28 protein-coding genes and 1 pseudogene are annotated in these 24,785 nt (G+C 72.6%); 10 read left to right on the top strand and 19 right to left on the bottom strand.

All coding sequences use genetic code 11. The annotated features are described in order from the left end of the window. The 12 genes and pseudogenes from AB0I76_RS04325 to AB0I76_RS04270 all read right to left on the bottom strand — a co-directional run. Window positions 1-392: pseudogene (locus AB0I76_RS04325) on the bottom strand (peptidoglycan-binding protein); the annotation flags it as partial. 14 nt (window positions 393-406) lie between these two features. Next, window positions 407-856 carry a pilus assembly protein TadG-related protein gene (locus tag AB0I76_RS04320; protein WP_357029782.1) on the bottom strand — a complete coding sequence of 150 codons (450 nt, stop codon included), beginning with the start codon at window positions 854-856 and terminating at the stop codon, window positions 407-409. Continuing rightward, the gene (locus AB0I76_RS04315) at window positions 853-1,332 is read right to left on the bottom strand and encodes a TadE/TadG family type IV pilus assembly protein (protein ID WP_357029780.1); all 480 of its coding nucleotides are present in this window, start codon (window positions 1,330-1,332) and stop codon (window positions 853-855) included. The genes AB0I76_RS04320 and AB0I76_RS04315 overlap by 4 nt, the downstream gene beginning before the upstream one ends. Further along, window positions 1,317-1,724 (bottom strand): TadE family protein, encoded by a 408-nt coding sequence (locus AB0I76_RS04310; protein ID WP_357029788.1) that lies wholly within the window; start codon window positions 1,722-1,724, stop codon window positions 1,317-1,319. The genes AB0I76_RS04315 and AB0I76_RS04310 overlap by 16 nt, the downstream gene beginning before the upstream one ends. Before the next feature lie 71 nt (window positions 1,725-1,795). Beyond that, window positions 1,796-1,999, bottom strand: coding sequence for a hypothetical protein (locus AB0I76_RS04305; RefSeq protein WP_357029778.1), 204 nt, complete (start codon window positions 1,997-1,999; stop codon window positions 1,796-1,798). A gap of 23 nt (window positions 2,000-2,022) precedes the next feature. Next, a complete protein-coding gene (locus tag AB0I76_RS04300; protein ID WP_357029786.1) occupies window positions 2,023-2,892 on the bottom strand; it encodes a type II secretion system F family protein in 870 nt (289 codons plus the stop codon). 2 nt (window positions 2,893-2,894) lie between these two features. Continuing rightward, window positions 2,895-3,797 carry a type II secretion system F family protein gene (locus tag AB0I76_RS04295; protein ID WP_357029776.1) on the bottom strand — a complete coding sequence of 301 codons (903 nt, stop codon included), beginning with the start codon at window positions 3,795-3,797 and terminating at the stop codon, window positions 2,895-2,897. Window positions 3,798-3,800: 3 nt separating this feature from the next. Further along, window positions 3,801-5,333 (bottom strand): CpaF/VirB11 family protein, encoded by a 1,533-nt coding sequence (locus AB0I76_RS04290; RefSeq protein ID WP_357029773.1) that lies wholly within the window; start codon window positions 5,331-5,333, stop codon window positions 3,801-3,803. Then, a complete protein-coding gene (locus AB0I76_RS04285; RefSeq protein WP_357029771.1) occupies window positions 5,323-6,123 on the bottom strand; it encodes a ParA family protein in 801 nt (266 codons plus the stop codon). Before AB0I76_RS04285 ends, AB0I76_RS04290 begins: the two co-directional genes overlap by 11 nt. A gap of 2 nt (window positions 6,124-6,125) precedes the next feature. Continuing rightward, window positions 6,126-6,785 carry an SAF domain-containing protein gene (locus AB0I76_RS04280; protein WP_357029769.1) on the bottom strand — a complete coding sequence of 220 codons (660 nt, stop codon included), beginning with the start codon at window positions 6,783-6,785 and terminating at the stop codon, window positions 6,126-6,128. Further along, window positions 6,782-7,672: a hypothetical protein gene (locus tag AB0I76_RS04275; protein ID WP_357029784.1), complete on the bottom strand. Its 891-nt coding sequence runs from the start codon at window positions 7,670-7,672 to the stop codon at window positions 6,782-6,784. Before AB0I76_RS04275 ends, AB0I76_RS04280 begins: the two co-directional genes overlap by 4 nt. 26 nt (window positions 7,673-7,698) lie before the next feature. Beyond that, window positions 7,699-8,265 carry a hypothetical protein gene (locus tag AB0I76_RS04270; protein ID WP_357029767.1) on the bottom strand — a complete coding sequence of 189 codons (567 nt, stop codon included), beginning with the start codon at window positions 8,263-8,265 and terminating at the stop codon, window positions 7,699-7,701. A gap of 593 nt (window positions 8,266-8,858) precedes the next feature. On the opposite strand from AB0I76_RS04270, the gene AB0I76_RS04265 reads away from it, so the two are divergent. After that, the gene (locus AB0I76_RS04265) at window positions 8,859-9,635 is read left to right on the top strand and encodes an A24 family peptidase (protein ID WP_357029765.1); all 777 of its coding nucleotides are present in this window, start codon (window positions 8,859-8,861) and stop codon (window positions 9,633-9,635) included. Window positions 9,636-9,689: 54 nt separating this feature from the next. Here AB0I76_RS04265 and AB0I76_RS04260 read toward each other — a convergent pair whose 3' ends face one another. Further along, window positions 9,690-10,793: an ice-binding family protein gene (locus AB0I76_RS04260; RefSeq protein ID WP_357029763.1), complete on the bottom strand. Its 1,104-nt coding sequence runs from the start codon at window positions 10,791-10,793 to the stop codon at window positions 9,690-9,692. A gap of 229 nt (window positions 10,794-11,022) precedes the next feature. Here AB0I76_RS04260 and AB0I76_RS04255 point away from each other — a divergent pair, with 229 nt between their 5' ends. Both AB0I76_RS04255 and AB0I76_RS04250 read left to right on the top strand, forming a co-directional pair. Then, complete coding sequence (locus tag AB0I76_RS04255) at window positions 11,023-13,404, top strand: glycosyl hydrolase family 65 protein (RefSeq protein ID WP_357029761.1); 2,382 nt, start codon at window positions 11,023-11,025, stop codon at window positions 13,402-13,404. Between the two features lie 17 nt (window positions 13,405-13,421). Beyond that, entirely contained in the window at window positions 13,422-13,913 is a 492-nt protein-coding gene (locus AB0I76_RS04250; protein WP_357029759.1) for a GNAT family N-acetyltransferase, read from the top strand. Here the strand turns inward: AB0I76_RS04250 and AB0I76_RS04245 are convergent. Then, a complete protein-coding gene (locus AB0I76_RS04245; RefSeq protein WP_357029757.1) occupies window positions 13,857-14,363 on the bottom strand; it encodes a hypothetical protein in 507 nt (168 codons plus the stop codon). The two genes, AB0I76_RS04250 and AB0I76_RS04245, sit on opposite strands and share 57 nt — an antisense overlap. Before the next feature lie 234 nt (window positions 14,364-14,597). On the opposite strand from AB0I76_RS04245, the gene AB0I76_RS04240 reads away from it, so the two are divergent. From AB0I76_RS04240 to AB0I76_RS04230, 3 genes are all read left to right on the top strand, one after another. Then, entirely contained in the window at window positions 14,598-15,521 is a 924-nt protein-coding gene (locus AB0I76_RS04240; RefSeq protein WP_357029755.1) for a hypothetical protein, read from the top strand. Window positions 15,522-15,619: 98 nt separating this feature from the next. Then, a complete protein-coding gene (locus AB0I76_RS04235; RefSeq protein ID WP_357029752.1) occupies window positions 15,620-15,886 on the top strand; it encodes a hypothetical protein in 267 nt (88 codons plus the stop codon). Window positions 15,887-16,205: 319 nt separating this feature from the next. Next, complete coding sequence (locus AB0I76_RS04230) at window positions 16,206-17,144, top strand: hypothetical protein (protein WP_357029750.1); 939 nt, start codon at window positions 16,206-16,208, stop codon at window positions 17,142-17,144. A gap of 64 nt (window positions 17,145-17,208) precedes the next feature. Here AB0I76_RS04230 and AB0I76_RS04225 read toward each other — a convergent pair whose 3' ends face one another. Continuing rightward, on the bottom strand, window positions 17,209-17,574 hold the full coding sequence (locus tag AB0I76_RS04225) for a hypothetical protein (protein ID WP_357029748.1): 366 nt from the start codon (window positions 17,572-17,574) through the stop codon (window positions 17,209-17,211). A 79-nt stretch (window positions 17,575-17,653) separates the two neighbouring features. Next, complete coding sequence (locus AB0I76_RS04220) at window positions 17,654-18,010, bottom strand: cytoplasmic protein (RefSeq protein ID WP_357029746.1); 357 nt, start codon at window positions 18,008-18,010, stop codon at window positions 17,654-17,656. Between the two features lie 85 nt (window positions 18,011-18,095). Between AB0I76_RS04220 and AB0I76_RS04215 the strand changes: the two genes are divergently transcribed. Continuing rightward, window positions 18,096-18,707, top strand: a complete 612-nt coding sequence (locus AB0I76_RS04215) for a helix-turn-helix domain-containing protein (protein ID WP_357029744.1) — start codon at window positions 18,096-18,098, stop codon at window positions 18,705-18,707. Between the two features lie 74 nt (window positions 18,708-18,781). Here AB0I76_RS04215 and AB0I76_RS04210 read toward each other — a convergent pair whose 3' ends face one another. Then, window positions 18,782-19,696, bottom strand: a complete 915-nt coding sequence (locus AB0I76_RS04210; RefSeq protein ID WP_357029742.1) for a LysR family transcriptional regulator — start codon at window positions 19,694-19,696, stop codon at window positions 18,782-18,784. A gap of 70 nt (window positions 19,697-19,766) precedes the next feature. On the opposite strand from AB0I76_RS04210, the gene AB0I76_RS04205 reads away from it, so the two are divergent. Both AB0I76_RS04205 and AB0I76_RS04200 read left to right on the top strand, forming a co-directional pair. Further along, window positions 19,767-20,645 carry a dihydrodipicolinate synthase family protein gene (locus tag AB0I76_RS04205; RefSeq protein ID WP_357029740.1) on the top strand — a complete coding sequence of 293 codons (879 nt, stop codon included), beginning with the start codon at window positions 19,767-19,769 and terminating at the stop codon, window positions 20,643-20,645. Next, on the top strand, window positions 20,642-21,160 hold the full coding sequence (locus AB0I76_RS04200) for a DinB family protein (protein WP_357029738.1): 519 nt from the start codon (window positions 20,642-20,644) through the stop codon (window positions 21,158-21,160). Before AB0I76_RS04205 ends, AB0I76_RS04200 begins: the two co-directional genes overlap by 4 nt. Before the next feature lie 58 nt (window positions 21,161-21,218). Here AB0I76_RS04200 and AB0I76_RS04195 read toward each other — a convergent pair whose 3' ends face one another. Then, a complete protein-coding gene (locus tag AB0I76_RS04195) occupies window positions 21,219-21,797 on the bottom strand; it encodes an alpha/beta fold hydrolase (protein ID WP_357029736.1) in 579 nt (192 codons plus the stop codon). A gap of 312 nt (window positions 21,798-22,109) precedes the next feature. Between AB0I76_RS04195 and AB0I76_RS04190 the strand changes: the two genes are divergently transcribed. Continuing rightward, window positions 22,110-22,787 carry a triacylglycerol lipase gene (locus AB0I76_RS04190; RefSeq protein WP_357029734.1) on the top strand — a complete coding sequence of 226 codons (678 nt, stop codon included), beginning with the start codon at window positions 22,110-22,112 and terminating at the stop codon, window positions 22,785-22,787. 153 nt (window positions 22,788-22,940) lie between these two features. Here the strand turns inward: AB0I76_RS04190 and AB0I76_RS04185 are convergent, their stop codons facing one another. Further along, window positions 22,941-24,431 (bottom strand): S1 family peptidase, encoded by a 1,491-nt coding sequence (locus tag AB0I76_RS04185; RefSeq protein WP_357029732.1) that lies wholly within the window; start codon window positions 24,429-24,431, stop codon window positions 22,941-22,943. Window positions 24,432-24,785: the final 354 nt, after the last annotated feature.

The raw sequence follows: 24,785 nt of genomic DNA, 5'->3' as shown, positions 1-24,785 counted from the left end.
CTCGCCGCCGCGGGGCTGGCCGCGACGATCAGCGCGACCGATCCGACCAGCGCGGCGGCGGCTCGCTGCTGCCGGCCCATCCCGGGCAGCCGGGGCGCCGGCCGGCGTAGCGTCTGTGCGCCCAGCTCGACGAGGACGGAGAGGGCGAAGGTCGCCCAGCCGAACCAGCCGGCCAGCGCCAGCGCGCGCAGGAACAGCTGACCGTCGTCGCGGCTGGTCAGCGTGGCACCGATCTCGGCCAGCGTCGGCACCTGGTCGGGCAGCGGGTTGCCCGCGAGGGTCAGCAGCGCCACCGGGGCGCCGACCAGCACCCCGCAGAGCACGACGAGCGCGCCGAGTCCGGTGAGGACGCGTCCGGTCCGCCGTACGACGGACCCACCCGATGCGGTCATGACTGCCTTCCTTCCTACGGTGCTCCGGTGAGTGCGCGCGCGGTCGCCCGGCCCGAGACGGTGACCGTCTTGTCGAAGCCGACCAGGCCGAGCAGGGATCGCTGATAGGTGACGGTGACGTCGACCTGGACGAGGGTCTCGCCGTCGACAACCGGGAAGGTGACGGTGTGGCCGGTGGAGCCGGCGGCGGTGAGGTACTCGGCGACGGCCTGCCGGGCCTGTGGCTGGTTGATCTGTTTCGGCCCGCCCTCGATCGCCGTGGCCCGGTCGATCGACTGGCCACCGGCTCGGGCCGCCTCCGCGGCGAGGTTCTCGGCGCGTTGCAGGGTGCGCAACTGCCCGGCGCCGTCGAAGGCGAGCGCGATGACGGTGAGGACGCCGACGGCGGCCACCGCCAGGAACACGCTCACCCGCCCGTCGTCTCGGCGGTGACGACGTGTCAGCGCCGCGCGGCGGGCGGTCATCCTCGACTCCGGTAGCGGTCCAGCGGGGAGGTGAAGCTCGCCGACACCTCGTTCTGCAGCGTCATGCCGGGCAGCACGGAGAGCTTCATGTCCTGGTAGGAGACGGTGCATTCGATGCGGACGGTGACCGAGGCCTCCTGCCCGACCGGGCTGCCGAACGCGTCGTCGAAGCTCGCCGGCCTGCCGGCCACCGACCCGCCGAACGTGAGCTGCGGCGTACCGGTGCAGTTGAGGCCCTTCCATTCGAGCTGCTGGTGGGCCGCGTCGTGGGCCTCGGCGCGGGCGGTGGCCGCGTTGCGGGAGATGGACGCCGCGCGGGCCGCGTCGTGCGCGGCGGCGTCGACCGCCTCGGCCGCCACGGCGGTACGGCCGGCCACGCCGGCCAGCACGATCAGCGCGATGAAGGCCGGGGCGAGCACGGCCACCTCGATGGAGACCGCGCCCCGGTCACCGGTACGCCTCATGGCACCGTCCACCGTTCCACCGTTCCGTGCGCGGTCTGCCGCACCGGGAAGTCCATCCCCGGCACGACCGACAGGGAGCGTCCGGTGACCGTGCAGGTCACCTCGGTCGCCGTGGTGACGCAACTCGGGCCGGGGGACTTCCAGCCGACCAGCCAGCCACCGGCGGCGGTGAGGAAGCCGGTCGCGCGGGCCGTGCCGGCGCCCGGCGGCGCCTGGTGGACGCGTTGCGCGTTGACCCCGCTCTGTGCCGCGTTCAGCGCCGTGGAGCGCGCCACGAACACGGCGGCGACCTGGATCGAGGCGAAGAGCAGCACCAGGATCGCCGGCATGGTCACCGCCAGCTCGACCGGGTTGGCACCCCGGTCCGCGCCGGACCCGAGCCGCCGCCGCACAGCGGCCGGCACGAGACGCCGGACGGCGGTCGTGGCCGCCCGGCGTCCTGAGTGGATGACTGCGTGGATCACGGGTCAGGCTTCTACTTCGGGTCCTGGTGCTTCGGGATGTTGTCCATCCAGTCGTTCGCCGCGCCCAGGGCCGCGGCGGTGACCGCCATGGCGACGGCGACCAGGCCGAAGATGATGACCGCGGTGGGGACGGGGCTGTCGCCCCGCTCTCCGTCGCGGCGCAGCTCGGCCAGGCGTGCCGCCAGCGTGGCGTGCACGTAGTGGATGACGGACATGGCGTGCTCCTTCTCTCGGGGTTTCACAGGCGGGCGATGAACGGGTAGATGACGAAGCCGAGGAGGACGAAGACGAGCAGCGACCCGGGGATGTCCAGGCGGCTCGTCACCCCCTCGGCGCGGGTCAGGTTGTCGGTGCGGATCTGGTCCCGCAGCGAGTCGGCGCGGCTGCGCAGCGTCTCATGCACCTGCGCGCCCTCGCTGCCGGCGGAGCGCATGATCGCGCCCACGTCACCCAGCTCCGGGATGCCGATGCGATCGGCGAGGTCGCGCAGCTCGTCCCAGGGCGAGTGCATCTGCATCTGGGCGATCCGCAGGGCCTCCCGGATCCGTTCGAAGACCCAGCCGTCGCAGACCGCCGCGGCGCGCTCCAGCGACTGCACCGGCCCGTGGGCGGCGGAGAGCTGCAACGCCACCAGGTCCAGGTAGGTGCAGATGGCGGCGCGGAACTCGTCCCGGGCGCGGTCGGCCCGGGTGATCACGGACCGGTGGGCGGACAGCGCGCAGACCAGCGCCAGACCGAGGCTGCCGAGCACCGGCACCACGACCGGCAGCCGTACGCCGACGGCGAGCAGCGTGACGCCGAGCAGGGTCGGCGCGGCCAGCCCGATCAGCCCGGAGAGCAGCAGCGACAGCGCGTACCGCTCGGGTGTCTGGTCGATCAGCGCGAGCTGGCGGTGCGGCGGTCGCAGCCACCGGGACAGCCCGGTCAGCCATTCCGGCTGCCGTGCGGCCGGTGCGACGGCGGAGGTGCCGGGCGGCTGGTGGAGCCGGCGCAGCGCCGGGCCGAGCGCCGGGGTCGCCGGCACCAGTTCCCGGACGACCAGGAAGACGCCCAGCCCGACGGCCGCCCCACCGACGACGGCGATCGCCAGGTGCCAGTTGAGGACCAGGTTCACGCGACCACCTCCTGCGGGTCCGGGGCGGGCAGGAAGCGCGCCGGACGCTGGGGCTGGCTCATCGACCGCACCCAGGCGAGCAGGCCGATGAAGGCCGCGCCGAGCACCGCCATCACCAGCTGTCCGAAGGGCGTGCCGTACGGGCGGACGTACTCGACGTTGATCAGCCCGTACGCGACGGTGGCAAGGGTCATGCCGGTGAGGAAGCGGACCGCGAACCGGGGTTGGGTGCGCTTCGCCTCGACCTCGCGCCGGGTGGCCACCTCGGTCGCCGCCGCGGTGGCGATCGAGCCGAGCACGTCGCCGAGCCGTTCGCCCCGGTCGGTGAGGTGCAGGATCAGCGCGGCGACGACCTGGTCGCAGACCGGGTCGCCGATCTCGTCGGCGAAGGCGAGCAGCGCCGGTCGGGCGAGCCAGCCGGCCTGGAGGCGGGCGGCGAGCAGCCGTACCTCCTCCTGGATCTCCTCCGGCGCGGTGGCGACCGTGCCGGTGATCGCCGCCTGGAGGCCCTGGCCGGTGGCGGAGACGTCCTTGAGCCGGCGGGTCCACTCACCGACGGCCTCGATGCGCGCGATGGCCCGCTGCTCCTCCTTGCCGACGGAGAAGAGCCACGGCGTGCCCGGCACGGCGATCGCCACCAGCAGGCCGACCACGGGCAGCCCGGTGATCAGGAACGCCAGCGCGCCCGCGACCACCGCGCCGACCAGCAGCGCCTGGTGGGCGCGTTGCTCGCGGGGGGTGGCGCCGGAGCCCTTCCAGAGCCGGTCGACGCCCTTACCCGATCCCGGGGCGGGACCCGGCGGGCGGCTGGTGCCGACGATCGCGACGACGGCCAGGATCAGCCCGGCCACGCAGGCGGCACCGGCCAGCACCGCGACGAGTTCCACGTTGTCCGGCACCGGTCACCGCCGTCCGAGACGGGTCTGCCGGGGTCGCCGCCAGGCGCCGGTGCCGGCCTCGATCCACCGGCCCAGCAGGCGGGCGTCGTAGCCGACCCGGAGCAGTTGGGCGCGGATCCGTTCCGGCAGGTGACGCGGCACCGCCCGGCCGTCCGGCCCCGGACCGAAGACCGTGGTGGTGATGATCCGGTTGTTGTCGCCGACGCCGATGACCTCCTCGACGTGCGAGACGAAGCGGTGCTTCCGCCCGCCGATCGCGGTCTCGTCCTCGACGGTGACGTAGACGATCAGGTCGAGCGCGTTGCCGGCCATCCGGCGGGCCTGGTCCACGGTCATCTCCCGGCCGTGCGCCAGCGCCAGCTCGATGATCCGCTCGCTGACCCCGCCGGGCGTACGGGCGTGGATGGTGCACATCGAGCCCCGGCTGGTGGTCATGGCCTGGAGCATCGGCACGATCTCCCGGGACCGGACCTCGCCGACGATGATCCGCAGCACGCCCATCCGCAGCGAGACGGGGATCAGGTCGGCGATGCTCACCTCACCGGCCGGTCGCCCGTCCATCCCTCGTTCGCCGTGGCCCTCCCGGGCCTCGAAGCTCATGACCGCCCGGTGCCGGTGCCCCCGGCGGGCGGGGAGCAGTTCCCGGCTCTCCTCCAGCAGCACGTACGGCTCGTCGGGCGGGATCTCGCTCATCAGCGCCCGGATGACGGTGGTCTTCCCGGCCCCGGCCAGTCCGGCGACCATGATGTTGAGGCCGGCCCGCATCGAGGCGCGCAGGAAGTCCCGCAGCAGCGGGTCGATCATCTCGTCCAGGTCGCCCCGGGCCCCGGCGACGTCGTCGAGGGAGACGTCGAGGGTGTTGTGCTTGCGGATCACCGCGTACGGGCGGTGGCTGACCAGGAACACCGCGGCGAGCCGACTGCCGTCGGGCAGTTGCAGGTCCAGGGTCGGCTTGGAGGTGGACAGCGACCGCTCGGTGGCCCCGGCGCGGCGGGCCGCCGCCTGGAGGATCTCCACCAGCTCGTCGTCGCTGTCGGCGATCGGGTCGACCCAGTCCACGCCCCCGCCGTGCCGGGTGATCCGCACCTGGTCGCAGCCGAGGATGTGGACCTCCTCGATGGTGTCGTCGACCAGCAGGGTCTGGAGCCGGCCGAGCCCGGCCAGTTCGGCGGTGACCTGGTCGAGCAGGAGTCGTTCCTCACCGGCCGCCATCGGGGTGCCGGAGCGGCGGACCGCGTCGGCGTACTCGGACACCACCGCCACGGCGAGCCGGGCCCGCTCGACGTCCTCGGCGTCGGCGTCGAACTCCCGGCCGCGCTGCCAGAGGGTGAGCCGTTCGCTCAACTCGCGGCGCAGCTCGCGTACCACCTGGAAGTCCACCCGGCGGGGCGGCGGCTCGGGCTGCGACGCGACCGCCGGCACCGGGGCGACGGCGGTGTGGTGGTGGCGACCGTTCGGCGGGACCAGCGGTGGGGTGATCGAGGTGGCGGCGGGGGCCGGCCGGCGGGGGTCGGTGGAGACCGGCTCAAACCGCATCCGGCACCCCCTGCGTCATTGGCCAGGCCAGCCGGGCACGCCGCCGGTCCAGCAGCGATCCGACCGGCACCTCCAGCGCCCCGGCCGCGCGCATCAACGGCCGTCCGGCCCGCACGGTGCCGCCGAGGGCGAGGACCTCGGCGGTACGCGGGTCGCGCGGCAGCCGGCCGATCACCGGTACGCCGAGCGCGCGGCTGATCTCGCCGTCGGAGTGTCCGTCGCCGACCAGCAGCAGCCGCAGCGTGCCCGGTGGCACCCGGTGCTCGGCCAGGTCCCGTTCGATCGCCTTCACCATCGCCTTCGTGCCGGAGAGGTCGGGCAGCCGCGCGCCGCTGACCAGCAGCACCACCGAGGCGGCCCGCAGGACCGGCCAGGGCGGGCCGGGGACGTGCAACCGGCCACAGTCGACGAGCACGTCGTACGCGGGGTCGCCCCGGTCGAGGGCGGTGAAGAAGTCGGCGAACCGCTGCCACAGCGGGACGACGCTGCCCGCCTGGGCGGGGTCGACCACGCCCGGCAGCAGGAGGCGCTCCCGTCGCGGGGCGTCCAGGTCGACGAGCTGGGACCAGAAGGCGTTCTCCAGGTTGCCGTCGCGCAGTTCGGAGACGGCCAGCTCGCCGATGCCCCGGGGCCCGTCGAGCGCCCCGCCCAGATAGCCGGCGAGGATCGACCCGCCGGACGGGTCGGCCTCGACCAGCACCAGCCGGCGGTGCCAGCTCAGCGCGCAGGCCAGGGCCGACGTGGTGACGCCGGGGGAGCCCTTCGCCGACACCAGCGCGATGATCGCCATGCTCAGGCCGCCTCGGTGAGGACGACCGCGATCCGGTCCTGCGCGGCGAGCGCCACCACGGCCGGTACGTCCCGGACGGGAAGCGCCAGGTACACCACCGACTCGTCGGCGTTGCCGGTGGCCGCCGTGTCGATGACGGTGGCGGTGAACCGGGTGGCGGTGCCGGCGGAGGTGCCGTCCTTGGTGTCCGGGGTGCTGACCAGCAGCACCTTGTCCCCGGGGTGCAGCTTGCGGGCGGGTATCTCCGCCGGGTCCAGCCCGAGCGCGATCTGCTGCTGACCGGGGCCGAGCAGCGGGTCGTCGGTGAGCTGGTCGTCGGTGAGCAGCGTGCCCGGCACGAGGGCCACGGCGGCCCGCTTGCCGACGACGTCGTCGAGCCGCCCGGCGGGCACCGGCGACAGCCCCCGACCGCCGGCCACCTGCACGGTGATCAGGTCGTCCGCGCCGATCTCGCGGCCCACCTCGACGGGCCGGGCCACCGCGAGGTAGCTGCCGGTGGCGCGGACGGACGTGACCGCGAACGCCGCGCCCAGCCCGCCGAGGGCGATGAGCAGGACGGCCAGCCCGAGCAGTCCGGGCCGCGTCCGGCGTTGTCGCACCACCTTCGGTGGGGTGACCGGTGCGTCCACCGGTCCGGTTCCGTTGCGCGTCGCCAGGCTCACTCCGCCACCACCTGTAGTTCGTTGATCCGGATCGTCGCTGCGTTGCTGGTCCTGGTCTGGGGGATGGGGGGACTGCCCTCCACGCCGTCGGCCCACCAGCGCACCGTCCAGTACGTGGTGGCGTGGACCCGGTAGGTGCCGGCCTTCGCGTAGCCGCTGTCGTAGCCGCAGGTCGGTGACTTCTTGCCGGCGTGCGGACCCTTCGGGTCGTATGGTGTGCCGGGTCCCGTGCAGGTCTCCCGGTGCCCGTTGCCCAGGTTCCACACGATCCGGTCGACCTTCGCCTCGATGGTGACCGTCAGGCCCCGGTCGGATTCCGAGGCACGGATCGGTCCGAAGTAGTTCGCGCCGGGGCTGGCCCACATCCACACCGGAAGGCCGACCAGGCCGGGGCCCTTGTCCTTGTCCGGCGCGACCGCCACCCGCGGGGGGAGCAGCGAGATCGAGGCCAGCGCCCGGCGGGCCAACTCCTCCGGGTCCGGCGGTGCGCCGAAGCCGGGCGGTGGGTCGTCGCGCAGCACGAAGTCCTGCTCGCCGAGGTCGCCGCCGTTGCAGGTCTGGACGTACCACTGCTGGCCGTCGGGCGGCTCGGTCGGCTGCGGCTCGGCGAGCTTGTAGTAGCAGCCGGAGCCGTTGTCGAACCAGCCGAGCACGTCGTCGTAGCAGGGGATCGTGCGGCCGTTCCACTGGCACTTGCCGGCGCCGCCACCGCCACCGTCGCCGTCCCCGCCGCCGGTGTCCCCGCCGCCGGGATCACCGGGATCGCCCGGGTCGTCGTCCCAGATGTTGCAGTCGTGCTGGCCGGGCGGGCACTCGGCACCCGGGGGATCGGCCCGCCCGGCGCCGAGCGCCGGCACGCCGGCTGCCGCGGTGAGCAGCACCGCCAGCGCGAGTCCCGTGATCCCCCGCCGGGTCAGCACGGCTGGTCCTCGTGGGCGACGCCGGCGCTGATCAACCAGCGGCCGTCGGGGTAGCGGGTGGCGGTCGCGGTGGCCAGGTTCCGGGTGCCCCGGCTGCCCGGGACGACCTTCTGGTTCCGCGCGTAGACGAGTTGGTAGCCGGTCGCGTCGAGACAGTCCTGGATCTCCACCGTCGGCGGGACGGCGTCCAGGTCGACCGACACCACGGTGGGGTCGGAGATCAGCTTGCCGGTGCGTACGGCGCCGTGCTGTCTGGCCTGCCGAATCGTCAACCGGACCCGCGTCAGCAGCGGGTCGGCGAGGAACGCCGACAGTTCCGGAAGGTGGGGATCGCTGCGACCGCTCGCCTCGCGGGAGGCAGCGAGATATCCGGAATAGGCGGCCAGGGCAGCCTTTTCCGCCGCGCGTTCGTCGGCTTTCCGATCGGTTCGGGCGGGCGCGGCGTCGGCGGCCGTCGTGCCGGTGGACGTTTCGTCACCGGCACCGCAGGCCGTGGTGGAAGCGACCGTCGCGGCCACGACCAGGCAGGTTGACCACCGGCGAAGCTGCCGTCCTCGCACTGTCGTGCCTCCTCCGTGGCGGGCCCGGGGCCGCGTCGTGGCGGCCGGCGGGCATGCGGAAGCGCGGCCGAATGAGCACATCCGGACCCGCCCCGTGCGCTGCCGCATTTACCGTTACAGATCTTCTACAACGAAGATTTCCTGTTTCGTCCTGTCAGTTCGTCGTGGGTTGCACCACACCCAAGGGGCGAGCATAGGCTGACGCCCGCCGATGCAACAGAGGCAATTCATACGGATACGCTGCGTGATGAGGGGTGGTGGCGGGGCATGGTTGCGGGCAGGTTGCGGCAGTCCGTCCGGTGGGTGTGCGGGGGTGCGGTGGGCGGCCGGCATGGTCGACGGTGCTGGACCCGGTCCGGGTGCCCATGGAGGGTGTCGGTCCGACCCGATCGATGGGCACTGTCCGCTTTGCCCCTCGCCCGTCCGGGTCCACGGACCGGACCGATCGCCGCCGCCGCGCCCCGGCCGCACGACCGGAGCGTCCCGTCGACTCGCGCCGGGGTCCGGGGCGGACCAACCCGCGCCCGTTACAGAAGTCCGTCCCCGGAACTACTCTCCGTGTCCACGGGATCGACGCCCGGCGGGAAGCCGGCATGCTGACGAGCGACCCGACCCGCGCTCCCGCCGCCCACACCTCGCGTCGGTCGTACCCCTGGGCGGCCCTCGCGGTCACGCCCGCGCTCCGGCTCGCGGCGCTGCGGTACGCCGTACCGTCGGGGTCTCCGAGCCGGACCGGATGCGATGCCTGCGGCGCCCCGATCGACCTGGATCACCCGTGGCCGGCGCTCGGCCCGGCCGCCCGGTGCGGGCGGTGCCCGGAGCGGGTCGGACCGCCGCCGGGCGCCGTGGAGGTCGTCGTGGTCCTCGCCGTCGCGGTGCTGGCGCTGGTCGGACCGCCCGCCGGGGAACTGGCGGCGACGGCCTGGTGGCTCGGGTGGATGGTGCCGCTGGTCTTCGTCGACGTGGCCGTGCACCGCCTGCCCGACCGCTTCACCACCCCGGCCACGGTCGGGACCGGGCTGCTGCTCGGGATGGCGGCGCTGACCGGCGCGGGCGTCGCGCCCTGGCTGCGTGCGATCGCCGCCGGGGTCGGCCTCGGGCTGTTCTTCGCCACCACGACGGTGCTGCTCGGACGGCGGGGCTTCGGCCTCGGCGACGCCAAACTCGCGGTCGGCGCGGGGATGCTGCTCGGCTGGTACGGGTGGATCTTTCCGGTCCTGGGCCTGCTGGCGGCGTGTGGGCTGTCCGCAGTGGTCGCCATCGGTCTGCTGGTCGCCGGCCGGGTGCGCTGGTCGGCGAGCCTGCCGTTCGGCCCGTTCCTCGTCCTCGGCACGGTCGCGGCGCTTCTGCTGGCGACCCGGGCCTCCTGATCCGCCATCCACGGCAGCCTGACGGGAGCGGCGGCGCCGCTCCCGTCAGGACGATCAGCCGTTGTCCGGCCCGCGATCCGACTGGCCCGGAGGCTCGTCGCGATCCGATCGGCCCGGAGGCTCGTCGCGATCCGATCGGCCCGGCGGCTCGTCGCGGTCAGATCGGCCCGGAGGCTCATCGCGGTCCTGCCGCCCCGGCGGCTCGTCCCGATCCGGCCGGCCCGGCGGCTCGTCGCGGTCCGGTCGACCCGGAGGTGCCGTCGGGCGCCCGTCGCGATCCCGCTCGGTCGGCGGGGCCGTCGGAGACTCCGTCACCTCCGGCGGGACGGGAGCGGGCGCCGTGGTCTCCGGCGCGGTCGTACCGGGCGTGACCGGGGCCGGCGTCGTCGGGCTCGCCGGTGCCGTCGCCGGCGTGCAGTCGGACCGGCTGACCGCGTTGGTGTCCAGGGTGACCGCACCGTCTCGGCTGAGGGCGCCGCCCTGCTCCACCCGGGCGGCGGATTCGAGCCGGATGTCCTTGACGGCCATGATCCGGCCGGTGAAGGACGTGTTGGTGTTCAGGTCGGCGGAGTCCCCGACCGTCCAGAAGACGTTGCAGGCGGGTCCCGGCGTGTTCACCACCCGCACGGCGCTGTTCTCCGCCGTGTCCAGGTCGGAGCCCACCTGGAAGATGAAGACCGCTTCGGCGTCGCCCTGCGCGTCGAGGGTGAGCGTGCCGTCCAGGTCGGCGTCCTCGGAGACCTGGTAGACGCCGGGCGTGAGCGTCTGTCCCCCGAGGTCAGGGCCGATGGTCGCCCTCGCGGTCCGTCCGGCGGCATCCTCGTACGCGTCCGTCAGGTCGGTCTGTGCCCGCTCCGCCGCGGCGTCACCGGCGTGGCGCTCGCCGTTGATGACCCCCGGTGGGAATCCCGACACCTCCGTGCCCGGGTGTACGCCCACGTCCCCGTCGATGACGGAGTTCCCGGTGTTGGAGACGGCGTCGTCGGCGAGGACGGCGTAGGAGGTGGCCGTGTCGAGGTCGACCGGGTCCACGGCCCTGGCCTCGGTGGCCGAGGCCGAGAAGGGTGCCAGCCCGGCGACGACCAGGCTCGACCCGAGGATGGCTGACCGGGCAAGGCGAAGCCCCCTGCCGGCGGTACGTGCGAAGTCCTTGGTCATGGCTGGTATCCGATTTCTGTGACGGTGATGGCAACTCGCTGGTTTCACGGCGGCCGGTCCGCGCCCCACCGCCTCCCCGCCGACCCGGGGCACAAAACCTGCCGTCGGGCGGCCGGCGGGGATGAGCCACCTCACCAACCAATCCGTCGCGTTTACCGCTCCCGCGACATTGGGGAAACCGTAGGGACCACCGCGGCGGCCAGGTACGCCGGACACGCAGGAGGCACCCGTGCAGCCCATCGCCGACCGACCGCCGACCACGCCCGGGGCGGACGGCGACGAATGCTGGCGGGTCCGGCGTACGGCCGACGACCTGGACCGGATCGCCGAGACCGAGTCGATCTTCGCGCTCTCCAACGGATGGGTGGGCTGGCGCGGCGCCCTCGACGAGGGCCGGCCGTACGGCATGCCCGGCACCTACCTCAACGGGTTCCACGAGCGGCGTGAGCTGACCTATCCCGAGGAGGGGTACGGCTTCCCGCAGGACAGCGACACGGTGGTCAGCGCGCCCAACGCGGCCCTGGTCCGGCTCTGGGTGGCCGGCGAGCCGCTGGACGTGCGCACCGGCACCGTCGAAGTCCACGATCGGGTGCTCGACCTGCGGGCCGGGACGGTCGAACGGCTCACCGAGTGGGTCTCCCCGGCCGGTCACGGCGTACGCGTGCGCAGCACCCGGCTGGTGTCGCTGCCCCGGCGTCCGGTGGCCGCGGTGCGGTGGAGCGTCGAACCGCTGGGCGCACCGGTCGAGATCCGGGTCTGCGCCGACCTGCTCGCCAACGAGCGGGTGCCCGAGCGCGACGACCCCCGAGCCGCCTCGGTGATCACCGACCCGCTGACCGCCGAGTACCGCCACTCGACCGGGCACGACGGCGTGCTGGTCCACCGCACCCGACGCAGCGGCCAGCGGGTCGCCGTCGCGGTCGCGCACGAGGTGGACGCCCCGGACGGCTTCGCGCCGGGCGTCGACTGCACACCGGACCGGCTTCGCCTGTCGCTGTCCGGGACCCTGCGCGCGGGGGAGCGCCTGGAGCTGACCCGGTTCGCCGCGTACGAGTGCGCCCCGGTCGGCGGGACGTTGCCCGAGGACCTGGCCGGGCAGGTCGTCGCCGAGGCCGACGCCGCCCGCGCGGACGGCTTCGACGCGCTGCTCGCCGGGCAGCGTACGGCTCTCGACGCCGCGTGGGAGACCGCCGACGTGCTGCTCGACGGCGACGACGAACTCCAGCAGGCGATCCGGTTCGCGATGTTCCACCTGATCCAGGCCGGCCGACCGGACGGGGACCGGACCATCCCGGCGAAGGGCCTCACCGGCAACGGCTACGACGGCCACGTGCTCTGGGACACCGAGGCGTTCGTGCTGCCCGTGCTGACGTACGTGGCACCGGTGGTGGCCCGCTCCGCGTTGCGCTGGCGGCACGCGCACCTGCCGCAGGCCCGGGACCGCGCGGCCGAGCTGCGGCTTCCCGGTGCGACCTTCCCGTGGCGGACCATCGGCGGCCGGGAGTGCTCGGGCTACTGGCCGGCTGGCACGGCCGCCCTGCACGTCAACGCCGACATCGCCGACGCGGTCCTGCGGTACGCGGCGGTCACCGGCGACGACGACCTCCTCGCCGGGCCGGGCCTGGAACTGCTGGTGGAGACCGCACGGCTCTGGGAGGGCTTCGGCCACTGGTCCGACACCGGCACGTTCCACCTGCACGGGGTCACCGGCCCCGACGAGTACGCCGCCCTCGTCGACGACAACGTCTTCACCAACCTGATGGCCCGGCGCAACCTGCGCGGTGCCGCCGACGCCTCCGAGCGGCACCCGGAGGCGGCGGCCCGGCTCGGCGTCGACCCGGCCGAGGTGTCCGCCTGGCGGGCCGCCGCCGACGCGATCTTCGTCCCGTACGACCGCAAGCTCGGCGTGCACCAGCAGACCGCCGGCTTCACCAATCAGCCCGAGTGGGACTTCGCGAACACCGGCGAGGACGACTATCCGCTGCTGCTGCACTTCCCCTACCTGGAGCTGTACCGCAAGCAGGTGGTGAAGCAGGCCGACCTGGTGCTCGCCATGCAGCGCTGCCCGGGCGAGTTCACCGCCGAGGAGAAGGCGCGCAACTTCGCGTACTACGAGGCGCGCACCGTCCGCGACTCCTCCCTGTCGGCCGCACCGCAGGCGGTGCTCGCCGCCGAGGTCGGGCACCTCGACCTCGCGTACGACCTGTTCGCCGAGTCGGTCCTCCAGGATCTCGCCGACCTGGGCGACAAGACCTCCGACGGCCTGCACCTGGCCTCCCTGGCCGGCGCGTGGCTGGCCCTCGTGCAGGGTTTCGGCGGGCTCCGCGACGACCGGGCGGTGCTCTCCTTCGACCCCCGGCTGCCCCGGCAGGTCCACCGGCTCGCGTTCGGCCTGCGCTGGCACGGCCACCGGCTGCGGGTCACGCTCACCGCCGACGAGGCCCGCTACGAACTGCCGGACGCCGGCCCGGAGACCGGCGTCGACGTGTGGCACCACGGCGAGCCGTTCCGGGTCACCGGCGGGGCACCGGTCACCCGACCGATGCCGCCGGTCCCCGACCCCGGCCCCGAGCCGCCCTCGCCCCCCGGCCGCCGCCCTGCCCGGCGATAGGGGCCTAGGGTGGGGCCGTGCCCGACCTCCAGCCGCTCGCCGCCCACCACGCCGACGCGTTGCTCCACTTCGAACGCGAGAACCGGGAGTGGTTCGCCCGCTCGGTGCCGGACCGGGGCGACGACTACTTCACCGGCTTCGCCGCGCGGCACGCCGCGCTCCTCGCCGAGCAGGCCACCGGCACGTGCCGCTTCCACCTGCTGGTCGACGACGACGGCACGGTCCTGGGACGGTTCAACCTGGTGGACGTCGCGGCCGGGGAGGCCGAGCTGGGCTACCGGGTCGCCGAGCGCGCCGCCGGGCGCGGGCTCGCCACCGAGGGCGTACGGAGGACGTGCGCGCTGGCCCGCGACGCGTACGGCCTCCGCCGGCTGACCGCCGCAACGACCCTGGACAACGCCGCCTCGCTGGCGGTGCTCCGGCGCACCGGCTTCACCCCGGTCGGGCCGGTGTCACTCGACGGACGGCCCGGGCTGCGGCACGTTCGCCACCTGACCGCCGACGACTGACGCACCCGACATCCGCTGCCGCACCTCCTCCAGCGCCTCGAAGGCGTACGCCCAGTTGTGGCACTTGAAGCTGCGCAGCCCCTCGATCGGGGTGCGGCAGTCGGCACAGTTGACGCCCGCGATCCCGTCCGGGATCTCGGTGTTGACGAACTTCCGGTCGCCCAGGATCACCGTTGCGATCATCATCCGGTCGTGCACGCCGGAGAGCGCGGAGGAGACGATGTCGTACCAGGTGATCCGCCGTGAACACTTCGGACAGTCCGGCTCGTCGCCGCTGACCCACAGCGGGGCGCCGATGCTGCGCAGCGGCATGCCGAGCAGCTTCTCGATCCGGCGTACGTCCGACTCGGGGGTCGTCCAGCGGTGCCGGCCGGGCAGGGAGGCGGGCGAGTCGTACACCGCGCGGAACAGGACCGGGTCGACCTCCACGGTCTCGCGCTGACGGGTCATCGGCGTCCCTCCTCGATGTGTCGGTGCCCTAGCGTCGTCCCTGCTGGGACACGGTTTCAACCGGATCAACGACACGAGGCGCCCGGGGTGGTCGTCGATGCCGGTCCGTGGCAGGGGGCAGCGGGGCGACCGGCCCCGCTGTCATGATGAGGACCGCTCGCGGCCGTGCCCGCGCCGGCTCTCGCGGGCGTCACCGCGGAACGTCCGCGGTCACGGGGAAACACGGGGAGTTCCATGCGTCTCAAACTGTCCACTGTGCTGGTTGGTGTGCTGGGTCTGGCCGCGGTGTCGGTGTTCGCCGCGCCGGCCGCCCAGGCCGCACCCGCCACGACAACGTCCACCGCCACCGTCGCCGACCGGCTCGTGTTCGAGCCGACCGAGCGCGGCTACCGGGGGTCCCTCCAGGTCGAGCTGACCTACCACGGGTCCGAGCCCGCCTGGCCCAGCTACGTGATCACCGAGCCGGTGCCCGGCTCCTACGTCAACGCCGAGTGGGGCATCAACTGCTCAAGCGGCGGCGACCGCCTGCCGGACGGGCGGACGACGGTCGAGTGCGTCGTTCCGGGCGGCCTGTGGCAGCCCGGCGAGCGCCGGACCTTCTCCGTCGACTTCCAGGTGCTGACCACCGTCCGGCCGTACGCGATGAAGGCCGGCAACGGCCACCTCGCCGTCAAGGTCGGCGACACCACGGTCGAGGAGGCCGACTTCAGCACCCGGTTCCGCTCGTCCACCGGCTCGCTGGCCAATCCGCAGCCGTACGTGCGGGATACCCAGCCCGACTTCACCCTCTCCGTCGCCGGGGACCTGACGGTGACCCGGCAGCCGGACGGCTGGTTCGAGGGCAGCCTGCCCGTGACTCTGCGCTACAACAGCGACGCACCCCACCCCTTCGTCTGGCTCGTCCCGGCGGGCCTGCCGGCCGGTTTCGGAGAGCCCTGGACGGACGAGTGCGGGCACCTCTGCCCGCCGGGCGGTGCCTTCATGGAGGGCGAGGAGCGCACCTTCGCGCTGAACTTCAGCGCCTCCTCCGAAGCAGCGCTCGGTGACCTGGGTCGGGCGACGATCGAGGTGCGGACCGACTACTACACCCCACTGGCGGACTCGGACCCGTCGGACAACGTCGCCGGCTTCACGGTGACCGCGGTCGACGCGGCCTGACACCACCAACGACGAGGCTCCGACTGCCATGCGCGGTCGGAGCCTCGTCGTTTTCGGCTGATCCCTCGCCCTGGCTCTCGCCTGCGACACTGCGCGACATGGACGACCGTTTCCGGAAGCTGCCACCGCGCATCGAGCCGACGTACGCGACGGAGGACGTCTCGAACCGGCCCCCGACCCCGGAGGTGCGGGAGACCAGCCCGTGGTCCCCGGCGGGAGAGGTGTCCGGCTACGAGCGGTTGACCGACGGGATTCTCCACGCCCCGTACGCGCAGGCCCGCACCCGCCGGGTGGCGCTGGTGACCGTCGGTACCGTGGCAGTGGTCATGCTCGCCATGGTGGCGGCGCTGCTCCTGTTCGACTGACCGCGCCAACCTGCGTTTGTCAGCTGGCCCGAACGGCCAGGAAAAGCGGCGCGCGTGCTCAAGATCAGAGTAAGAAAATTGTCCGTGCTTCAATTCCCAGAAAGTCCTAGCCTGGTCGCAAGGCTGGCCGCAGGAATGGGGAGTTCGCGGGGGCGGGGCACGTAGGGGCTGGTGAGGGGCCGGTCCTGCGGCGATCGATCAATTCCGTCATGGGCCGGTAATTCCGCCGATCAGAGGGGTTCGGTCCATGATCTATGCCTATCTGGAGAGTTTTCGCTGTCACACCGAAACTGACGAGGCCGGTGCGGACGAGCCTTACGTGATCGTGGCTGCGGTCGACCTGAAGAACAACGTGGGTGGCTTCCCGGCACCGATCCCCGCCTCCCGGGCGTTCGTCTACGGCGCCTTCGGCGATGTCGACGCCAAGGAGACGCACGAGGTGCCGTTCCAGTCCTTCTGGGGCCTGTACGGCGAGGAGAGGGCGCTGCCGAGCCCGAACGACGTCATCTTCCTGGTGGCGTTGATGGAGTGGGACGACGGCAACGCACAGGCGCTGCGCAACATCGTCGCCGGCTCGGTCAACAGCGCCCTGTTCGCCAGTCTCGGCGCCGACCGCAACCGGCGGGTGGGGGTGGTGATGCAGGCGTTCAACGGGGCGTTGCAGACTCCGACCGGCGGGCCGAGCACCGACGAGTGGGTCGGTCTCGGTCGCGAGCTGCGATTCACCGAGGCGGACATCGCCCTCGCGGAGACCGGCCACACGGCGCGGCAGTCCATCCGGGTCCAGGGCGACGGTGGCGACTACACGATGACCTTCGCGGCCCGCAACCGTGGCCAGGCCGCCTGGCGGTTCTGCGGGAGGTGCCACACGATGTTCTTCGACGGGTTCGAGGGCAAGGGTCGCTGCCCGGCCGGTGACGGCCACGGTGCGGTGGGCTGGATGTACTACCTGCCGCACGACCATGCCGGCCCGGACGGCGGCCAGGACCAGTGGCGGTTCTGCGACCGGTGCAACGCCATGTTCTACAACGGCTTCGGCGACGGCGGCGCAGTCTGCCCGGCCGGCGGGGTCCACAACCCGCAGGGCTACATGTTCTTTCTCCCGCACGACCACGGCGGGACCGGTCAGGACCAGTGGCGGTTCTGCGGCAAGTGCCGGGTCATGTTCTACAACGGTTATCCGGACAAGGGCCGCTGTGCGGGCGGCGGCGGCCACGACGCGCAGGGCTACAACTTCAAGCTCGACTACACCCCCTGATCGACGGCCGGGCGTCCTTGTCAAGGGTGCCCGGCCGGACCCACGTCGGGGCGCCTGATGGCACCTACAGCCGTTCGGAGCTCTCCATTCCGGAGAGTTCGAGCACCTCGGCCCGGATCGCCGGACATTCCTGCCGGGTCTGGTCGTCGATCTCGCGGCCGGTCGGCACGGCACCCTGCTCCTCGTACCAGGAGTACAGGTTCACCGTGAGGTTGGCCATCGCACCCACCTCGGACCCGAGGTCCCGCAGCGTCGGCAGGCGGCCGTCCAGATAGGCGCAGACGTCCTTCGCCGACACGACCGACGCGTCGGACGGGGATGATGCGGCGCCCGTCGCCGCCGCGCTGGTGGTCCCAGCGGCTTCGCCGCCTTCCGAGCTGCCCGTGCAGCCGGTGACGGACAGGAGGGCGGCGAGGCCCACGACTGTCATCGTTCGACGGTTCTTCATCCACCCGACCGACCGGCTGACCGGTGGTCGCCGGCCAGCGCCGCGCTCGAACGGACCGACGTCAGTCGACACTGGGACCGAGCCCCGACCCGCCGGCCGTGGGCGCACCGGAGGGGACGGCCTCCTTCAGCTCGACGAAGATGGCGTGCGTGATCGTCTCGCCGATGTTCTCGCCGGCGTGCTCCTGCGCCGAGACCCAGCGCACGCCTCCGGCCGGGATGTCCACCTCGACCCGTCGATCGCCGGCCGAGATCCGGCGCCGGAACGAGGTCAGCGGATACATCACCGTGTCGGGATGCCGGTGGGGATGCGTGCTGTCGCCGGGGGCATCCCGGTACTCCAGCACCCGGACCCGGGCGTTTTCGAAGATCACCTTGTAGAGATCCGGATTGGTGATCGTGGGGTCTTCGCTGCCCATGGGTCGCCTCGATTCGCCCGCGCCCAGGCGGGGTCGACATCTATATGGGACTGGAGTCCCATGGGACTAAGGTACCATGATGGCAATGGCGATACCATATGAGCTGACCGGCCGTCGCGAACAGAAGGCGCGCACCCGAGCCGCGTTGGTCGCCGCCACCCGCGAGTTGCTGGCGGAGGGGACGACGCCGACCGTGGAGGACGCCGCGGCCAGGGCCGGGATCTCCCGCACGACGGCGTACCGGTACTTCCCCAACCAGCGAAGCCTCTTCATCGCGGCGCACCCCGAGATCCAGCAGGATTCCCTGCTGCCCGAGGACGCCCCCGACGACCCGTACGCCCGGCTCGACCTGGTCATGCGGGAGTTCACCCGCACCACGGTCGAGTGGGAGCCGGAACTGCGCGCCTCGCTGCGGCTGTCGCTGGAGCCCGGTGCCGAGCAGCCGCAGATGCGGAAGGGGCGCGCCATCGTGTGGATCGAGGACGCCCTGTCCCCGCTGCGCCACACCCACCCGCATCTCGACACGCACCTTCTCGCGGTGGCGATCCGGTCCGCGACCGGCATCGAGTCGATGGTCTGGCTCACCGACATCGCGCGGCTGTCCCGTGACGAGGCGGCCGACCTCATGAGCTGGTCGGCACGGGCGATGCTGCGAGAGGCACTGGCCGGCAGGGAACCCACCCGGCAGTCGAGGTGAGTGCCTGACGCTCGACCAAGATCGACACGAGGTCACTAAAGTGGGGGTGTCCATGCGCAGTGGACAGCCCGATTTCAGTGAACCCGAGTCGACCTTGCCGTGTGTTCGCCGCTGGCGGCCCGGAGCGCCGCGACGCAGGCGGCCACCGCCGGGTGGTCGCCCGCGCCCCGCCGGTAGGCGATCCGGGTGCGCCTGCGAATGGCCAGCGGTACGAGGCGGACCCCGGTGGGTGGTTGCCCGACGGCGAGCTGGGGTACCAGCCCGACGCCCTGGCCGGCGGCCACCAGGGCGAGCATGGCGGCGAAGTCGTCCGCGTGGTGGCGCACGGTCGGGCGGAAGCCGGCCAGCTCGCAGGCGTGCAGGGCGAGCGAGTGGCAGAGCGTTCCCTGGCTACCGACGATCCAGTCCGCGTCGCACACCGACCGCAGCGGGTCGCCTCCCGGGTCGTGGTCCGTCGTGGCGGGCAGGGCGAGGAACACCGTCTCGTCCAGCAGCGGCGTCACGTCCAGCGCCGGATCCGGTTCGACCGGCACGATGTCGTAGTCGTGCACGAGAGCCACGTCGAGGCGACGGTCGCGTAGTGCGTCGGGCACCGCGACCGGGTCCAGTTCGGTGACCATCAGGTCGAGCGCGGGGTGGTCGCGGGCCAGCGCGACCAGGGCGGGCAGCAGCACGGTACGCACGGCGCTGGGGTACGCGCCGATGCGTACCGTGCCGGAGAGCCCGCCACGGGCGGCGGCGAGGGTGGCGTCCGCCGCCTCCAGGGCCGCGAGGACCACCTCGGTGTGCCGGACCAGGGCCTCCCCGGTAGGCGTGAGGGTGACCCGACGGCCGGCGCGTTCCAGGAGCGCGACACCGGCCTCCCGTTGCAGCGCCGCGAGTTGCTGGGAGACGGCTGACGGCGTGTAGGTGTGCGCCTCGGCGACGGCGGCGATGGTGCCGAGCCGGGCGAGATCCCGCAGCAGGCGCAGGCGCCGCACGTCAAGCATCAGTTCAGCTTACGTATCTGTGGAGGAATCAGAACTGGTTCTTCACGGTCTCCGGTCGCAGGCTTGACGCATGACACCGACGGGGTTGTACGTACCGCTGATCACGCCGTTCGACGAGAGAGGCGCTGTCGCCTTCGACGCGCTGGCCGCTCTCGCCCACGAGGTGTTGGAGGCCGGGGCCGCCGGCCTGGTCGCCCTCGGCACCACCGCCGAGCCGCACGCGCTCGCCGACGCCGAACAGCGGACGGTGATCGACGTGATCGCCGCGGCCTGCCGGGAGCACCGGGCGGGGCTCCTGGTCGGCGCGCACACCCTCGAAGACCTGCACGACCTCGCCGAACGGCCCGACGTCACGGCGGCGCTCTGCCTGGTGCCGCCGTTCCTGCGGCCCGGCGAGGAGGCGGTACTCGCGCACTTCGCCCGGCTGGCCGAGGCGTCCCCGGTGCCGCTGGTCGCCTACCACGTCCCGTACCGCACCGGGCAGCAACTCTCCGCCGGAGCGTTGCGCCGGCTGACGGGGACGGCCGGGGTGGTCGGGATCAAGCACGCGGTGGGCGGCATCGACGCGGACACCGTCGCCTTCCTCGCCGACGTGCCGCCGGGCTGCGCGGTACTCGCCGGTGAGGACGCGTACGCCTCGGCGCTGCTCGCGCTCGGCGCGCACGGCGGCATCCTCGCGTCCGCGCACCTGGCCACCGCCGACTACGCCGCGCTGGTCGCGGCCTGGCGGGTCGGGGACGTCGCCCGGGCCCGGCCGCTCGGCCACCGGCTCGCCACCCTGTCGGCCGCGCTCTTCGCCGAACCCAACCCCTCCGTGGTCAAGGCGGTGCTGCACGCACAGGGACGCATCCCGACGCCGACGGTCCGCCCGCCGCTGCTGCCCGCCACCCCCGCGGCCACGGCAGGGGCCCTGGCGTACGCGGATGAACCGACCGGGGTGCCGGCGTGACCGCGACCGACGGCACCGCCCTGGTCCGGGACCTGCTGCGGCACATCGCCAACGAGGTGACGGCCCTGCTCGACGGGCTGGACCCCGCTCTGCTGGACGCCCGGCTGGCCGGCGGCACCAACTCGATCGGGTGGCTGCTGTGGCACCTGACCCGCAGCCACGACCGGAACGTCAGCGAGCTGCGCGGACGCCCGCAACTCTGGCTGGTCGGCGGCTGGCACGCCCGGTTCGACCGGGCACCCGACCCGGCCGACACCGGCTATCGGCACTCGGCCGCTGAGGCGGCGGACTTCCGCAGCCCTGGACCGGAGGTGCTCGCGGCCTATCACCGGGCGGCGGTCGCGATGATCGACGACTACCTCGACAGCGGGGACGACCCTTTCCGGACGGTCCACAGCCCGACCCTGGGAGACGAGGCGACCGTGCACGCGCGGCTGGCCGGCGTGCTGGCCGACGGGCTGCAGCACGTCGGGCAGGCCGCGCTGCTCAAGGGAATGATGCAGCGACGCCGGTAGGTCGGCCCAAGCCCGAGCGCCGAGCCGTGGCAGTCGATCGGATGTCATGGCCCCTTGGCTATCCCTGAGTGACTGGTCCGAGATCGTCAGGACCGATCACCTTTGCCACCTCGGTCAGGTCATTGTTCAGCTGGTGATCACGACCGGGCAGCCGGTGCAGCTGTGCGTGTGGGATGGCGCGGGCGTACAGGTCAGCATGCGAGGGTGGGGCGGTCTCGTCCCGGAGTCCATGGAACACGTGCACTGGCACGCCCTGCGGCAGCCGCGCGCCAAGGTCGTGCGGCAGCTCGAACCCGTCGACAGCCCAGCCGCCCGCACCGACGAACGGAGCGGCGATCAGCACGATCGCCCCGAGCTTTCGGTCCGGTGTCCGTTCGGCGAGCGCGTTGATGAGGATCGTCCCGCCCACCGAATGGCCGGCGACGACCGCGCCGTCGTCCAAGGTCGTCATCTCACGCCGGATGGCCGCGCTCCACCTGGCGTAGCTCGGGTCGTCCTCGTCGGGCATGCGCGGATAACGGATCTCGTAGCCCTCCCCGAGATTCCGCCCCAGGCTGTCGAACAGCTTGTCGTCCCATTCGTCGTACGTGCCCGCGCCGCCACCTTGGATGAACAGAATCTGCCGGGCCCCTGCCATGACGATCCCCCTCCGGTGCTCTCGACACCCGCTGCCGGTTCGTGCGAAGCCCGGGCAGCTACTTGGCCACTTCCAGCGACGCCCGACGCACCGCCGGACCCATGAAGAGCCGCTGGCCTGGGGGAGAGGCGGTCGACGGAGGTCCGGGCGCGACGCCGCTGGACGGCGCCCTCGACCAGGCACATCGATGTATTGACATCAGAAGGCTACCCGTAAGTAATATCTGCCAACCCTCGACGGGACCGACGCGGGCCACCCCCGGTCGAACACCGCGTCCGCCCCCACCCCCGCCCCCGTTAAGAAGGAATCCCCGTGATCACAGTTGTACGGCGATGCCTGCTGGCGATCGCGGTCGCCGCCGCAACCCTCGCCGTTCCCGTCCCCGCCCAGGCGGCGTCGTATACGCCGTCGAGCGACCCGATCCTCTTCGTCCACGGCTGGAACAGCAGCGCCTCGACCTGGAACACGATGATCAGCCGGTTCCAGGCCAACGGCTGGCCCACCAGCCACCTGCGCGCGTTCTCGTACAACACCAGCCAGTCGAACGCCACCACCGCCGAGATCGTCCGGCAGGAGGTCGACACGCTGCTCGCCAACACCGGAGCCAGCAAGGTCGACATCGTGACCCACTCGATGGGTGGGCTCTCCTCCCGCTACTACCTGAAGAACATCGCGTCGACGAAGGTGGACCGCTGGGTGTCCCTCGGCGGCCCGAACCACGGCACCTCCTCGGCGAACACCTGCTTCAGCACCGCCTGCGTCGAGATGCGGATCGGCTCCACCTTCCTCGCCAACCTGAACGCCGTGGACGAGACCCCGGGCACCCCCACCTACGGGACCTGGTGGTCCAGGTGCGACGGGGTCATCAACCCGGCCGACAGCACAGTGCTTTCCGGGGCGAAGAACACCCGGACCGCCTGCATCGGGCACATGAGCCTGCACACCGACGCCACCGTCTACGCCGAGGCGCGCGACTTCGTGAACCCCTGATCCCTTCGGCGGCCTCGCCCAGGTGATTGGCCCGCAGGTGCCCGTCACCGTCACCGTCAGCGCCGACGCTGCCCGAACAGTTCCCGCTCCGCCGCGTCGGCGGTCGAGGACGCCCGCATCGCGCGGTGCGATGCGGGCGTCCCGTCGATCCGGTCAGGGGTTGCTGTAGCCGAGGGCGTAGCTGCCGGAACCGCTGTAGGCGTGTACCCGCCAACGGTAGTAGCCGGCCGTACCGGAGTAGGAGACGGTCTCGTCGGCCGCAGAGGTGATGCCCTGCGCCACCACGGCCCACCCGCTGCCGTTCCACTTCTGCAGGTAGAGGTCGAAGTCGGTGCCGGTCGGGCCGTCGAGGCAGCCACGGTGGGTGCCGGAGGCCGACGAGTAGTAGTAGCTGCCGTTCGGCTGGTAGGCGCTGCCGCCGCTGGACAGCGACCCGGTCACGGAGAACTCGTAACCGCTGCAGCCGGTCGGCGGGGGCGGGGTGCCACCGCCGCTGGTCACCAGTGTCTTACCGTACGCGGAGAGGATCTCGTTGACCGGCTGGAAGTAGGTGGTGCCACCGGAGGAGCAGTTGCCGGAGCCGCCGGAGGTGACGCCCTGCGCCTGCTGACCGCTGAGCCAGGACCCGCCGGAGTCACCCGGTTCGGCGCACGCGTTGGTGCGGGTCAGACCCGAGACGGAGCCCTCCGCGTAGTTGACCGTCTGGTTGTATGCCTGCACCGTGCCGCAACGCCAGCCGGTGGTCGAGCCGGAGCGGCAGATGGCCGCGCCGATCGCGGCCACCGTGGAGCCGGCCACGGTCACGTTGCCGCCGGCGTAGTTGTTGACCCACGGCTGCGGGGTCCAGTTGGAGTTGACCGCTACCCAGGCGTAGTCGTTGCCGGGGAACGAGGAGCCCTGGAAGCTGCCCTGGGCGACCTGGTTGTAGCCGGTCGTGGAGTTGCCGGTGTTGCCGCAGTGTCCGGCGGTGACGAAGCCGCCGTTGACGGAGAAGCCGACCGAGCAGCGGCCGCCGCCGATGTAGTAGGCGTCGCCGCCACGTACGTCGTAGAGCAGCCGGGGCTGTTCGGTGGTGCTGACCACCCGCACCGCGGAGGCATCGACGCCACTGGCCTTGATGAAGGCTCTGGCAGCGGCGCTGCCCCCGCGTGCCTGCACCACGACGGTGTTGGACTTGACGTCGACGTACCAGCCGGGCACCGAGGCCGGGGACGCCTTGGCGGCCGCGGCGTCCAGGCCGTCCTTGACCGCGTCGAGCTTCCTGCCGCTGCGGTTCACCAGCTTGGGTGTGGCGCCGGCGGCGGTCACCTCGGCGGCTTTGGCGCTGTCGGTGACGGCCACGACCAGCGACTTCGCGTCCGACGCCAGCCAGGCGCCGGCGAAGGTGGAGCCGAGCCGCTTACGCAACGCCAGTTCGGTACGGCTGGCGGCGGCGTCGGAGGCGATCCGGGCGCGAGCCGCGGTGGCGGTCAGGCCCAGGTCGCGTTGCATGGCGGCGAGCATCTCGGGCGAGGCGGCCTCGCCCACGGGTGCGGCCGGTGTCGGGCCGGCGGGCTTCGCGCTGGCGGGCCCGGCGATGACGATGGCAGCCAGCCCGGCTGGCAACAGAATCGTTGCTGCCGTGCCGGCAAGAAATCGGTTCATCCGAAAACTCCTTCGGGTGGGCGGAGCTGCGGGTGCGGCCACATCGACCCGGCACCGACAGGTGGCCGTAACGTAGGCCCTCTTCATCGACGCCGGTAGATAACTTTTGGCTCATACCGCAGCGCCCGGCAGTTTCCGCACCTCCCCGACACCGCCCTTTCGCCGATGCGCGAACCGCCACACGACTGCTGAAACGATGTGACGGCGCACCGCGCCCGCGTGGCTGGATCATGGGGTCAGCGCAGGGTTCCGGCTACTCCTCGGTCTCGCCGCCAAGCACCGCCGCGGGCTGCTCGGGCAGCCAGCGCCTCCGGTCCCCTGGACATCGCCCGGGCTGCCGCCGCCGAGGATGCC

Source organism: Micromonospora sp. NPDC049799 (genome assembly GCF_040656655.1).
Classification (GTDB): Bacteria; Actinomycetota; Actinomycetes; order Mycobacteriales; family Micromonosporaceae; genus Micromonospora.
Note: the sequence above shows the minus strand (reverse complement) of the source record. Positions and strands in the feature narration are given on the sequence as shown.